Raw genomic sequence first — 12934 nt, forward strand, 5'->3', positions numbered from 1 at the left:
CCCGTCCGTCCGGTGCCGGAGCCGCTGACGCAAGCCGGCTGGCGTTCGGGCGCAATTGGCCCACGGTGCCGGCAACGCGTTCCGCCATGAAACTGCTCCTGACCTTTCTGCTCTGGGCGCTCCTGCTGGTGCTGTGCTGGCCGCTGGCGCTCCTGGTCCTGATCGCGTGGCCCTTCCTGTGGTTGCTTTCGATTCCCTTCCGCATCGTGGCGACCGTGATGGAGGCGCTGCTTGCGCTGGTGAAGGCGCTGCTCTTCCTGCCCGCGCGGCTCCTCGGAGGCGGACCGCGATGACCCTCGCGTTGGCCGGAGTGATTGCGCTGACCGTCGGGGGACTCGCGCTGATTGGGGTGAACGGCCGCAAGCTTCTCAGCGACTGGCCGCGTCCCAAGCCGGTGCACAACGTCGATCTGGCCTGGATCCAGGTTTACCTCGGCCTCGCGCTGCTGGTCGTCGCGTATCTGGTGGTGACCGATCCCGCGCGGGTGCTGTTCGAGCCCACGCCCACTCCGGTGGCGGCCGAGGCGATGGACAACCCAGCGGCATCCTCCGGCCGACCGTCGCCCAAGGGCGGGCGCTGAGCCCGGCAGTTTCTCTCTTACTCGTTCTCTTACTCTTACTCTTACTCTTACTCTTACTCTCAATCCGTGGCTCCGGGCCGCCGTGACGCCAGCGATCGCGGCGTTCCGGCGAGAGTAAGAGTAAGAGAAAGAGTAAGAGGAAGAGATGGGCGGGGGGGCCGCCGCCCTTTACGCGGTGGGCTCGGCGGGCTGGGACGAGGCGGTGGCGGCCTGCTCCTCGTCGGTCTCCACGATCCGGGCGACGCTCAGGAGCTTGTCGCCGGGCTCGAGGGTGACGAGGCGGACGCCCTTGGCGCCGCGGTTGGTCTCGCGGATGTCCTTCACCGGGCAACGGATGCTCTGGCCCTTGGCGGTGAGGAGCATGATCTCGTCGCTCTCGCTCACGGAGAGCGCGCCAGCGAGACGGATGGAGCCGTCCTCCGGCAGATCGATGGCCCAGACGCCGCTGCCGCCGCGGTTGATGAGGCGGTAGTCCTCGAAGCGGGTGCGGACGCCGAGACCGGCTTCGCTGGCGACGAGGAACTTGGCCTGATGATCAACGACCTCGATGGACTGGAGGAAGTCGCTCTTGAGCTTGAAGCGCATGCCGGTGACGCCGGCGGTGGCGCGGCCCGTGGCGCGGAAGAGAATCTCGCCGGACTCGGGGTCCTGCTCGCGGAAGCGGACCGCCAGGCCCTGGTTCGAAACGAGGATGAGCTCGTTCTCGCCGGTGGTGAGGACGGTGCCGATGACCGTGTCCTTCTCATCGAGGTTGATGCCGATGAGGCCGCCCTCGCGGGTGGCGTTGGCGTAGTCGGAGAGGGCGCTCTTCTTGATGATACCGGCCTTGGTGGCGGTGACGAGGAAGCGGTCCTCGGCGAAGTCCTTCACGCACAGCATCGAGGCGATGCTTTCGCCGTCGTTGAGGCGCAGGAAGGACGAGACCGACTTGCCCTTCGAGGCGCGGGTGCCCTCCGGCACGTCGTAGACCTTCTTGGCGAGGCACTGGCCCTTGTTCGTGAAGAACAGGATGAAGTCGTGCGTGCTCGCGGTGAAGAGGTGCTCGACGAAGTCCTCCTCATACGTTTCGGCGCCGATCACACCCTTGCCGCCGCGCCGCTGCGAACGGTAGTCGGCGACCGGGGTGCGCTTGATGAAGCCGTGATGGGAAACGGTGATGACGCAGCCCTCGTTGGGGATGACGTCCTCCATCCGGAACTCGCCGGCAGCGGCCTCGATCTCGGTCAGGCGGGGCGAAGGATACTTCGCCTTCATGTCGAGGAGCTCCTTCTTGATCAGCGCGAGCAGCTTTTCCTCGGACTCGAGGATGCCCTTCAGCTCCTCGATGAGCTTCATGAGCTCGAGGTACTCCTTCTCGATGCGGTCGCGCTCGAGGCCGGTGAGCTGGTAGAGGCGCAGCTCGAGGATGGCGTCGGTCTGGCGCTCGGAGAGCGGGTACTTGGCCATCAACCGCTGCTTGGCGTCCTCGCGATTGGTGGAGGCGCGGATGATCTTTACGAAGTCGTCGAGGTTATCGAGGGCGATGATGTAGCCCTCGAGCACGTGGGCGCGGTCCTCGGCCTGGCGCAGGCGGAACTTCGTGCGGCGGGTGATGACCTCGCGGCGGTGCTCGATGTAGCAGTCGAGCAGCTCGCGGATGTTCATCTGCTTCGGCCGCTTCTTGTCGATGGCCAGCAGGGTGACGCCGAAGGAGTTCTCGAGCTGGGTCTTCTTGAAGAGCTGGTTGATGACGACCTTCGCCTGCTCGCCGCGCTTCAGCTCGATGACGATGCGGGTGTTCTCGTCGGACTCGTCGCGCAGGTCGCGGATGCCGTCGATCTCCTTGTCGGAGACCAGGTCGGCGATGCGGGTGACGAGCGTGGCGCGGTTCACGTTATACGGGATTTCCGTGATAACGATCTGCTCCATGCCGCCCTTGGTTTCCTCGGTGTGGGCCTTGCCGCGCACACGGAGGAGACCGCGGCCGGTCTTGAGATAACTGAGGATGCCCTCGCGGCCGGAGATGACGCCGCCGGTGGGGAAGTCGGGGCCGCGGATCACCGAGCAGAGCTCATCGAGCGAGATGCTGGGCCGGTCGATGATCGCCGTCGCGGCGTCGATGATCTCGTGCAGGTTGTGCGGCGGGATGTTGGTCGCCATGCCGACCGCGATGCCGGTCGAGCCGTTCATCAGCAGGTTGGGCAGGGCGGCGGGCAGGATCGTCGGCTCGGTGGTCGACTCCTTGTAGTTTGCGACGAAGTCGACGGTGTCCTCCTCGATGTCGCGGAGGAGTTCCTCGGCGAGTTCGTTGAGGCGGCACTCGGTGTAACGGTAGGCGGCCGGCGGATCGCCGTCGATGGAGCCGAAGTTGCCCTGCGGATCGATCAGCGGGTAGCGCATGACCCACGTCTGGGCGAGACGCGCGAGCGTGTCGTAGACGGAGGCGTCACCGTGCGGGTGGTAATTCTTGAGGACTTCGCCGACGACGCCGGCGCACTTGTCGTACGGCCGGTTGTGGACGAGGCCTTCGCGCAGCATCGCGTAGAGAATGCGGCGTTGCACCGGCTTGAGGCCGTCGCGGGCATCCGGCAGCGCACGCGAGATGATGACCGACATCGAGTAATCGATGTAGGCCGTCTGCATGATGTCCGTGATGTTGGCGGAGGAGAGTTTTTCGCTCGCGGTGTACATTCTGGAAAGGGAGGGAGGGAGCCGGGATGGCGGGAGGGCGAGGGGAGGAGCGGGCGGGGACCAGGGAAGCGGCGCGGGCCGCGGCCTGGTCGCGAGCGCTCCTCCATGCTACCGACTCACACGTCGAGGTATTGGACGTTGAGGGCGTTGTCTTCGATAAACTGTCGGCGCGGCGGCACCTCGTCGCCCATGAGCAGGGTGAAGAGTTGGTCGGCCTTGGCGGCGTCGTTGATCGAAACGCGGAGGAGCCGGCGCTTCTCCGGGTCCATCGTGGTCTCGAAGAGCTGTTCGGGATTCATTTCGCCGAGACCCTTGTACCGTTGGATCGACAGGCCCTTGCGCCCGTTGGCGCGGATGTGGCTGACGATCTCGAGCGGCGAATGCAGCTCGGTGCGGGTCTCGCTCTTCTGGCCGACGTTCTCGGTGATGATGTAGCGGGCCTGCTCGGTGCGGGTGAAGTGGTTCACGTCGAGGCCGATCTTCACGTTCGCGCGCAGGAGCTTCGACATCTCGGTGCTCTCGAAGATCTCGTGGAGCGTGATGCGGCGATGGCCGTGCGGGGAAATCGGGGGACGCGAGCCGCCGCCGGGAGCGGTGGGATCGGCATCCTCGGCCTCGCCGGCGTCGATGGCATTGCGCTCGAAGAACTCGGCCTTGGCCTTGTCGTCGAAGAGGAACTCGTGGCTCTCCTTGTTGCCCTCGCGGATGCGGGCGACGTAGCGCGGCAGTTCGTGCGTCTCGGTCTGGTGAAAATCCAGGTACTCGGAGAGCGACGCGCCGTGGCGGGTCACGCCGGCGCCGAGCTTTTCGAGGGTGGCGAGGTTCTCGACGATCTTGTCGATCTGCGTCGAGTCGAAGGTGTGGTTGTCGCGGAGGCGGGTCAGCACGACGTCCTCGGAGCCGAGCTCCAGGAGGATGCGGTTCAGCTGCTCGTCGTTGTCGATATACTGCTCCCGCTTCTTGCGCTTGATTTTATAGAGCGGCGGCTGGGCGATGTAGACGAAGCCCTTGTCGAACAGCCCGCGCATCTGGCGGTAGAGGAAGGTCAGCAGGAGGGTGCGGATGTGGGAGCCGTCGACGTCGGCATCGGTCATGATGACGATCTTGTGGTAGCGGGCCTTCTCGGGGTTGAAGGAGGCGTCCTCCTCGCCGGTGCCAATGCCGGTGCCGATGGCGGTGATGAGCGTCCGGATTTCCTCGTTGTTGAGGACCTTGTCGAGCTGGGCCTTCTCGGAATTGATGACCTTGCCGCGGAGCGGGAGAATCGCCTGGTAGCGGCGGTCGCGGCCCTGCTTGGCGGAGCCGCCGGCGGAGTTGCCCTCGACGATGAACAGTTCGCAGAGCGAAGGGTCGCGTTCGGAGCAATCGGCCAGCTTGCCGGGCAGGCCGCCGCCAGAGAGCGCACCCTTGCGGATGGTCTCGCGGGCCTTGCGGGCGGCCTCGCGGGCGCGGGCGGCCATGAGCGACTTGCTGATGATGCGCTTGCCGACGGCGGTGTTGGCCTCGAGGAAGAACTTTAGTTTCTCGCCTACGACCTTCTGGACGATGCCGTCGACCTCGCCGTTGGAGAGCTTGGTCTTGGTCTGGCCCTCGAAGCGGGGCTCGGGGACCTTGACGCTGACGACGGCCACGAGTCCCTCGCGTACGTCGTCGCCGGTGATGGCCGGATCCTTCTCTTTGATGAGCTCCTGGCCCTTGGCGAAATTGTTGATGACGCGGGTGAGGGCAGTGCGGAAGCCGCTCAGGTGGGTGCCGCCCTCGAGATTGTAGATGGAGTTCGCGTAGGCGAAGACCTGGTCGGCGAAGCTGTCGTTGTACTGCAGGGCGACGTCGACGGTGATGGGGGCCTTGGTCGAGTCCTGCTCGTCGTACACGGTGTCGCTGAAGGTGATCGGCTTGTCGTGCAGGACTGTCTTGTTCTGATTCAGGAACTTAACGAATTCCGTGATGCCTTCCTTAAAGTAGAACAGCTCGTTCTTCTGGGCGCGGTCGTCGACGAGCTCGATGCGGATGCCGGGATTGAGGAAGGCGAGTTCGCGGAGGCGCCGGGCGAGGATCTCGTATTGGAATTCGCGCGTGGTCTGGAAGATCTCGGGGTCGGGCTTGAAGGTGATTTTCGTACCGGTCTTCTTCGTGTCGCCGATCACGGTCATCTTCTGGGTGGTCTTACCCTGCGCGAACCGCATCTGGTAGACCTTGCCGGCCCGGCGGACCTCGGCCTCGAACCATTCGGAGACGGCGTTGACGCACTTGGCGCCGACGCCGTGGAGACCGCCCGACACCTGGTAGGCGCCTTTGCCGAACTTACCGCCGGCATGGAGGTTCGTGAGCACGAGCTCCAAGGCCGGAATCTTGTAAGTCGGATGCATGTCGACCGGGATGCCGCGGCCGTTGTCCTCGATGGAGCAGGAGCCATCGAGGTGGATGCTCACTGTGATCTGGGATGCGAACCCGGCGAGGGCTTCGTCGATCGAGTTGTCGACCACCTCGAAGACGCAGTGATGCAGACCGCGTTCGTTGGTGTCGCCAATGTACATGTCGGGCCGCTTGCGGACGCCTTCCAGGCCCTCGAGCTTTTGGATCTTTGAGGCGTCGTACGCCTCCGTTCCGGCTTTGAATTTCGCGTCGTTGTGAGTGTCAGGAGCGTCAGCCATGAAAGAGGGATTTGAGACCGGTATGTGGTAGGAAAATGAAAGGAAAAATGTCTCGGGAGATCGGTCCGGAGGCGAGGGTTTTTTTTGGTGAAAATGGCCCCTGAAGCGCCCTTCTTTTCCCTTTAAAACGAGAGTTGTGTTTGACCGCACCGGGGGTACCGGCAAGCTCGCCGCCACCATGGCGAGCCCGGCGATTGAAGCTCTTCTCATTCTGCAGGATCGCGATCTGCGCAGGCATGGGATCGCAGCCCAACTGAAGGCCCTCCCCGGCGAGGTTGCCGCCGTCGAGGCCAAGATCGCGGCCGAAAAGGCGGCGATCGAGAACGCCAAATCCGAACTTAAAGATTTGGAGGTGAAGAAGAAGGCCGTCGAGACCGACATTGCCTCCAGCGAACAGAAGGCGGCGCTTTACCGCACTCAGCAGCTTTCGATTCGCAAGAACGACGAATATCAGGCCATGGGCTTGCAGATTGAGTCTATCCAGCGATCCATTAGTGAGTTGGAAGGCAAGGAGCTGGAGGTCATGTACGCCATCGATGAGGCTCGGAAGCGGTTCGCCGCGGCGGAAGCCGAACTGAAGGCCAATATTTCGGGCCACGAGGCCAAGCTCAGGACCTTCCGCGAACGGGCGGAAAGTCTGACGGCCGAGCTCAAGACGGCAGAGGCCGAGGTTGCCGCCGCGCGCGGGCCGGTGCCGGAGCCGCGGTTGCGGGTTTACGATCGGATCGCCGCGCGGAATCTCCCGGCGATCGTCGCGGTGCATGCCGGCAAGTGCGGTGGCTGCCACCTCAAGGTTTCCAGCGAGGTCGAGTCCGCCGCCCGCGGCAAGGGCGCCGACCCGCTGACCGCGCTGCCGACCTGCGATCAGTGCGGTCGGATCGTGTATTGGGAAGCCTGAGTCGCGTCTGGCCGCTCGGCGCCCGACCGGCCGCCGCCGTTACACCACCGGTGGCGGCAATTCTGCCGGCGCGGAATGAAACCGGCCCGGGGCCCATGCCACCACGGCGGCGAGGATCATTAGCAGGGAATTCTCGAGCAGTTTCATCCCGGCGAGCATCTGCCCGGTGCCGCAGCCACAGTCGAAGCTCACCTCCATGAAGGCCGCGCCGGTGGCGCGGTGCAGCGCCCACGCTCGCGCGAAGACCAGCCCCGTGAACCCCGCCAGCAGGGCGAGCTGGAGGGCGGCGGTCGCGCGGGCTTTCCAGCCGGCGAGCAGCAGTGCGCCACTCCAGATTTCGAACCACGGCAGCAGGATCACGATGGCGTTCAGCGCGGGCGGCTGCTCCACCACGCCGAAGTCGCGCACGTGCTTCAGAAAATCGACCGGATCGATGACCTTGATGACACCGAGGTAGACAAACAGGGCGCCCAGGATCAGGCGCGCGGCGGCCACGATGGAGGCGGTGCGATGCGCGCTCATGGCTGTCCTCCTGGCGTCGGGCCGGTGGCGATCGGCATTCCCTGGCGCTGCCATTCGGCGAAGCCACCCGCGTAGACAACGATGTGGTCGGCGGGCACGCCGAGCTGGGTCAGGTCCGTGGCAACGAGGTCGCTGTCCTCGCAGTCTCCGCCGTGGCAATACACGACGATCCGTTCGGCCGCCAGGGCGGCACCCGCCAGCGCCGTCGCACCCGCGTCGGGCCGGTAGTGGTCGAATGAATGCGCCCCCGGGATGTGGCCGGCGGCGTAACGTTCACCCGTGCGGGCATCGACGAACAGGATGGCTCCGCCCATTCGGCGCGCATCGCGATGCAGCCCGACCACCTGGGCGTGGCTCACCTTGGCGAACCCCCGACGGGTCCGTGGCCCTTGATCATTCACGGCCAAGGCGCGACCGGCCGGCACCGCCCCGACGCTCCCGTCCGGACGCGCGGACGCGGCGAAGTAATCCCGCGTCAGTGACAGGCCGCGCGGAGAGAACACGTTCGCCACCACACCGAACGCGATGCCGCCCGCCGCGACGAGCAGCAGGTCCCGGGCAAACGAGGGCAGGCGTGCGGTCATGGTGGGGCGAAACTCAATCGGCCCGGTACACGATCGGGATCGAAAAGGTCGGATGGGCAGGGTGATTCGTGCGCCCGCGCAGGACAAATCCGCCTTCGGGCGGAAGGGCGAACCCCGCCGGAAACGTGAGAACGAGGGTGACCTGCCGGCCGTCCGGCTTGGCGGTCGTGGCGAAGGTCACCCCGGGCGCATCGGTGCTGACGTCGCTCACCTCAATCTTCGCGCCGCGGTGGCTGAGGATGACTGCGAAGCGCTTCTCTTCCGCCGCGAGCCGCGGGCTGGAAAACGCCATCTCGGTCGGCGCCACCTGGACCGCCGGCAGGACGATTGCGACCACCGGGACCTGCAGCGTCGGCAACTCGGCGAGGCCGGTCTCCAGCGTGATCCGGCCGGTGTGCGTGCCCTCGGCCAACGGCGGCACGAGCGTGACTGTGAGCTCGTACTCCTTGCCTGGAGAGATCTCTCGCGCCGCCGCGGCAAATCGCGGGTTGCTCGATTGCAGCTTCGTGACGGCAAGCGTCCCCTCGACCTCCCGCCGCAGCGTGATGCTGCGGGTCATGGTGGCGTCCGGGCTGGAGAGTGCCGGAAACAGGAGCGTCGGCTGGGAGAGACTGAGGGGAGTCCAGATGTCTGCCTTGAGCTCGAGTCCGATCCGCGGCTGCCGCGGATCGTCGGTTACGACGGTGATCGTCTTGGTGATCGGACCGGCGAACTGAGTCGTGTCCAGCGCCACGCTGATGACGCCCGACGCGCCTGGCGCCAGCTCACGTGGCCAGTCCGGCGTGGTCGTGCAGCCACAGGAGGACAGCAGGTCGATCACGCGCAGGGTGCGGCCGCCCTCGTTGCGAAGTGTGAATCCGTGCCGCAGGACCGTTCCCTGCGGGACGCGACCAAAATCGTGCGCCCTCTCGGGCAGCATCACTGCTGGAACCGCGGTGGACTCCGGCTTGGCGCCCGGCGCCGCCCCTGCCGCCCCGGCCAGCAGCACCAAGGCAAGGACCGCCCCGAGGGCGGGGCGGCGAACGTGGAGGGCGGGATGCATGGCGCGGCGCGGCGTAGGCGGCGATGTTGGCCTCAGCGCGCCAAACGAGCCAAGCCCGGAGTGACGCGCCCCGCGGGCGGAAGGGCCGGCGCAACCCTGCTAACTCCGGCGCTGGCGCTGGAGTTGCATCAGAAGTCGTCACGCGCCTTGCCTCGCCCGGTGGGCCATGCCCTGATGGCCGCCTTAGCTTCGGGGCCTGGTCGTCGCTCCGTGTTCTTTGATCCCAAGGCGCGGGTAACGCCGCGTCCGCACAAGAACGTCGCGGGCGCGAACCTCACGGTTCGCCGCTCGCACGGAGAGGAAAGTCCGGACACCGCAGGGCAGGATGCCGCGCAAGCTTCACCGCAAGCGCGGGCGACGCGCGTCAAGGCGCGTCGACGGACAGTGTCACAGAAAACAGACCGCTGCGTCGCAAGGCGCAGTAAGGGTGAAAAGGTGGGGCAAGAGCCCACCGCGCCGACGGTGACGTCGGCGGCACGAAAAACCCCGTCCGGTGCAAGGCAAAATAGGTGGCTGGGCGGCCCGTCCCATAGCCACGGGTATGCCGCACCTCGCCTCTGTCCCGGCGCGCAAGCGTCGGGCGGAAGGCGGGGCAGGATCGCCGCAAGGCGGTGCTGAGAGAAATGACGATCCGTCCCGCGCAAGCGGGAGTGACAAAATCCGGCTTACCGGCCCCGAAGCTAAGGCCTTTCAGAAGTGAAAGTGAGAGTGAGAGTGAAAGTGGAATGTCCGACCTCGGGATCTCAGCTGCCCGTCAGGCCTCCGTCCTTCGGCTTCCGGCCTCTGGCCTCCGGCTTCAGGCTTCCGTCCTCCGGCTTCTGACGTCCGACATCTGACATCTGGCATCTGACCCCGGCCGCGGCTTCCGCTCAGAACGCCAGGGCGGCGGCGTAGGTGGCGCGCTCGGCGGGGGTGGAGAGCTCCCGCCACTTCTGCAGTTTCCAGAGGCCGGAACCGAGGTTGTCGGCCAGCGACTCGTCGAAATGGAAGGCCGCGTTGCCGTTCATCACCACGGTCTGGCCGACAATCGAGCCGAGGACCGCGCCGTTGCCGCTGATCGTGACGTCTCCATTCGGCGCATACACGACGCTGGAGAGGTGGCCGTTGCCCTTGATGTCGAATTTCTGGGTGCCGCTGACCCCGGCCGTGGCCGAGCTGCGCGTGCCGTAGATCTGGCAGTTGATCGGCTGGTTGGCGGTCGCGACCGTGCCGGCGGCGCCGCCGTTGAGGATGCCGTTGCCGGTGATCGCGACGTCGCCCGCGGTGTAGATTTTCAGGCTCGCGGCGGCGTCGACCACGATGCCGGAGTGGTTTCCCGTGGCCTTCACCGTCGTGCCGGTCGGGTTCGTCGTGGTGAGGATGACGTTGCCGCCCTGGATGGTCATGGTGTCGGTGTTACCCGACAGATCGATCGCGGAGACCTTGTAGTAGTAGTTGCCGTCCGAGCCGGGGGTGTCGGTGAGGTTGCCGCTGGCGTCGCGGCGCGGGAGCGTCGTCGCGGCCGACGTGAGCGTGTACACCGTCGTGCCGGCGGGCGGGGTGGGGTTGGAGACGTCGGGAAAGTCGGCGGTGAAATCGTAGGTGGCGTGGCCCTCCTGGACGCCGGTGTTGGCATTGATCCACGCGAAGTCGCCGACCGCGCCTTGCGAGCCGAGCGTGATGCCGCCGCCGGTCTCGGAGGAGCCGACGAAGACCGACCCGGCGACATCGCCCTGCCCGCCGCTGAGGGCGCTGGCGATCAGCGCGGTGGCGCCGACCTTGCCGTTGTCGCGCGCGACGCTCGTCGTGTACGGCACGGCGGGGGTGGACGGGTTGTTGTCACCGTCGGAGATCCAGCTGTCGACCGTGACCTGGCCCTTGAAGGTGATCGTGTCGCCCACCATGCCCTGCTCGAAGTACGAGCGCTCCTTCATGAACGCTTCGGATTGCTTCTCGATCCGGGAGCCGTCGGCGAGGGTGATGGTCGCGAGCGCGACCGCGTGGGGCACGCGCGGGTTGGTGAGATCGACCCAGACCTTCACCTGGCCGCGGGCGCCGGCGGAAAACGGGAAAGAGTCGGAGGCCGAGGGAAACGTGCCCTGGTACTGGTCGGTGGCGCCGCTGCGGAGCGCAAAATTGGCGGCGGTCCAGTTGCCGCCGTTGTTCATGGCCCAGAGCGCGTGCTCGAGCCCGACGTCGGCGAGGTTCTGCGCGCCGTCCATGTAGAACGAGCGGTTGGCCATCTTGCCCGAGTGGGTGGTGAGCTGGAGGTAGCTCGTGAGCGAGATCGCCAGGACGGCGGCGAGAATGAGCGCGACCATGAGCACCGAGCCGCGGTTGCGGGCGGCGGGGGCGGGCCAGGCGGAGGCAGGAGTCGGATGCATGGCGTTCACTTGTTGCGCAGGATGAACCGGGCCGAGAGCACCTTGTCGGTGGCGGTCGCGACGGTGCGGGCGGAGCGCTGGGCGACGAAGGTGAGTTCCACCTGCTTGATCTCGGCGTTGTTGGTGGCGGCGTTGGTGGTGAAGCCGGTCTGGTAGCCGGAGCCCACGTAGCGGAAGTAGCGGATGTATTCGGTCGTGCCCACCTGGTGGACGTTTTTCACCAGCACCGTGGTGGCGCTGGCTCCGCTGGGCGCGGTGATCGGCGGGCCGGTGCGCGTGAACGTCTGGGCGTTGGTGTCGAACGTGTAGGTCACGCTGTACGCGCCGGCGCCGGTGCCCGTGCGGGAGGCGCTCGTATCCGGAATCTGGAGCGTGACGCTCGTCGCCGAGTAGGCGCTGACGCCCCGCGCCATGCGGGCCTCGCGGGAGAAGAGCTCCAGCGCCTTGCGGGCCTCGACCTCCAGCTCGGTGTAGTTCTGCGCGAGCGCGCCGGTGCGGCCCATCATGACGAAGGTCGTCATCACGCCCGTGAGGATGATCGCGGCCAGGCCGGCGCTGATGATGATCTCGGTCAGCGTGAAGCCGCGGTGGTCGCGCCGGCGGTCAGCGCGTCGTGTAGAAGAAGTCGGAGATGCCATTGCGGCCATAGCGGGTGAAGTAAGTGAGGGAGCGGCTGCGCCCATCGGACCCCTTCCAGGTCGCGGTGAGGGTGATATCCAGCATGCTCGTGTTGAAAGGAGCGGGGGAGGCGGTGATGACCTGCGAGCAGGTAAAGTTCGCGAGCTGCCCGGAGGCGGAGGCGGTCAGGTCGGGGGTGAAGGTGCCGTTGGTTGGCGGTCCACCTGCGCTGGGGGAGGCGGTCAACTGGGCCCAGGTCAGGAGCCGCAGCTTCTCCATCTGGCTCTGCAGGATCTGTCCGGCCAGCGTGGTGTACCGGGCGTTGTCGATCGCGACGAACCCGCGCTGGAGCGCAATCAGGGAGGAGGAGATGCAAAGGACCAGCACGAGGGCGGCGACCCCAACCTCGACGATGGTGAAGCCGGCCTGCCGATCGCGGCGGCGTCGGTGGCCGGCAGGGCCTCGGGTGGAACTGAACATTCCCCATGATATCGGCTCGGAGCGCCCGGCACTAGGGCCATTCGGTCCCGATTTTGGCCCTACTTCCGGCGTTGCCGTGGCCACCGCCCGGGCCGATCTTTTCGGGCCGAACCCCGTCGGCGCTGGGACGCCGTCCTGGAGAAAACCCTTGACTCACTTCCCCCGCTTTGAGTTTTTGGCCGGCTCCGACCCGCCAAACCATCATGGCAAACACCAAATCCGCCATCAAAGCCGCGCGCAAAGCGCAGCGCCTCACGACCCGTAACCGGACCGTCAAGACGAACCTCAAGACGCTCCGCAAGAAGTTCGCCGAGGCTGTGAAGGCGAATGACAAGGCCGCCGCCAAGCTCACCGGCGCCGCCTTCATCTCTGCCATGGACAAGGCCACCAAGTCCGGCGTCGTGCACAAGAACGCCGTCGCGCGGGCCAAGGCCAGCGTCGCGAAGTACGTCCTGGCGAAGTAACACCAGCCGAGTCTCCCTTTCCCAGCCCCGCGTGCCTTGTGCGCGCGGGGCTTTTTTCG

General features: G+C 66.2%; 12 protein-coding genes and 1 other RNA gene. 5 read left to right on the forward strand and 8 right to left on the reverse strand.

Going from position 1 to position 12934, the window contains the following annotated elements:
- Window positions 1-86: 86 nt before the first annotated feature.
- Both DB354_RS17815 and DB354_RS17820 read left to right on the forward strand, forming a co-directional pair.
- A complete protein-coding gene (locus DB354_RS17815; protein ID WP_107836977.1) occupies window positions 87-293 on the forward strand; it encodes a hypothetical protein in 207 nt (68 codons plus the stop codon).
- Window positions 290-580 carry a hypothetical protein gene (locus DB354_RS17820; protein ID WP_107836978.1) on the forward strand — a complete coding sequence of 97 codons (291 nt, stop codon included), beginning with the start codon at window positions 290-292 and terminating at the stop codon, window positions 578-580. Before DB354_RS17815 ends, DB354_RS17820 begins: the two co-directional genes overlap by 4 nt.
- 168 nt (window positions 581-748) lie before the next feature.
- On the opposite strand, the gene gyrA is transcribed toward DB354_RS17820, so the two are convergent.
- Both gyrA and gyrB read right to left on the reverse strand, forming a co-directional pair.
- Complete coding sequence (gene gyrA / locus DB354_RS17825) at window positions 749-3250, reverse strand: DNA gyrase subunit A (RefSeq protein WP_107836979.1); 2502 nt, start codon at window positions 3248-3250, stop codon at window positions 749-751.
- 116 nt (window positions 3251-3366) lie between these two features.
- A complete protein-coding gene (gene gyrB, locus DB354_RS17830; protein WP_107836980.1) occupies window positions 3367-5904 on the reverse strand; it encodes a DNA topoisomerase (ATP-hydrolyzing) subunit B in 2538 nt (845 codons plus the stop codon).
- 136 nt (window positions 5905-6040) lie between these two features.
- Between gyrB and DB354_RS17835 the strand changes: the two genes are divergently transcribed.
- Window positions 6041-6802, forward strand: coding sequence for a C4-type zinc ribbon domain-containing protein (locus tag DB354_RS17835; RefSeq protein ID WP_233256681.1), 762 nt, complete (start codon window positions 6041-6043; stop codon window positions 6800-6802).
- A 39-nt stretch (window positions 6803-6841) separates the two neighbouring features.
- Here the strand turns inward: DB354_RS17835 and DB354_RS17840 are convergent, their stop codons facing one another.
- Genes DB354_RS17840 through DB354_RS17850 form a run of 3 tightly spaced genes read right to left on the reverse strand, consistent with a single transcriptional unit; the run spans window position 6842 to window position 8950 of the window.
- Complete coding sequence (locus DB354_RS17840; protein ID WP_107836981.1) at window positions 6842-7324, reverse strand: MauE/DoxX family redox-associated membrane protein; 483 nt, start codon at window positions 7322-7324, stop codon at window positions 6842-6844.
- Window positions 7321-7908: a rhodanese-like domain-containing protein gene (locus DB354_RS17845; RefSeq protein WP_107836982.1), complete on the reverse strand. Its 588-nt coding sequence runs from the start codon at window positions 7906-7908 to the stop codon at window positions 7321-7323. Before DB354_RS17845 ends, DB354_RS17840 begins: the two co-directional genes overlap by 4 nt.
- 13 nt (window positions 7909-7921) lie before the next feature.
- A complete protein-coding gene (locus tag DB354_RS17850) occupies window positions 7922-8950 on the reverse strand; it encodes a DUF1573 domain-containing protein (protein WP_107836983.1) in 1029 nt (342 codons plus the stop codon).
- Between the two features lie 191 nt (window positions 8951-9141).
- Between DB354_RS17850 and rnpB the strand changes: the two genes are divergently transcribed.
- Window positions 9142-9634, forward strand: an RNA gene (gene rnpB, locus DB354_RS17855) — RNase P RNA component class A.
- 185 nt (window positions 9635-9819) lie between these two features.
- Here rnpB and DB354_RS17860 read toward each other — a convergent pair.
- From DB354_RS17860 to DB354_RS17870, 3 genes are read right to left on the reverse strand one after another with little or no spacing between them, the layout of a single operon-like run.
- On the reverse strand, window positions 9820-11313 hold the full coding sequence (locus DB354_RS17860) for a hypothetical protein (RefSeq protein WP_146180313.1): 1494 nt from the start codon (window positions 11311-11313) through the stop codon (window positions 9820-9822).
- 5 nt (window positions 11314-11318) lie between these two features.
- The gene (locus tag DB354_RS22935) at window positions 11319-11951 is read right to left on the reverse strand and encodes a prepilin-type N-terminal cleavage/methylation domain-containing protein (protein WP_158277599.1); all 633 of its coding nucleotides are present in this window, start codon (window positions 11949-11951) and stop codon (window positions 11319-11321) included.
- Complete coding sequence (locus DB354_RS17870; protein ID WP_107836986.1) at window positions 11917-12411, reverse strand: hypothetical protein; 495 nt, start codon at window positions 12409-12411, stop codon at window positions 11917-11919. The genes DB354_RS22935 and DB354_RS17870 overlap by 35 nt, the downstream gene beginning before the upstream one ends.
- Window positions 12412-12614: 203 nt before the next feature.
- On the opposite strand from DB354_RS17870, the gene rpsT reads away from it, so the two are divergent.
- A complete protein-coding gene (rpsT, locus tag DB354_RS17875; RefSeq protein ID WP_107836987.1) occupies window positions 12615-12875 on the forward strand; it encodes a 30S ribosomal protein S20 in 261 nt (86 codons plus the stop codon).
- Window positions 12876-12934: the final 59 nt, after the last annotated feature.

This window comes from Opitutus sp. ER46 (assembly GCF_003054705.1).
In the GTDB taxonomy this organism is placed as follows: domain Bacteria; phylum Verrucomicrobiota; class Verrucomicrobiia; order Opitutales; family Opitutaceae; genus ER46.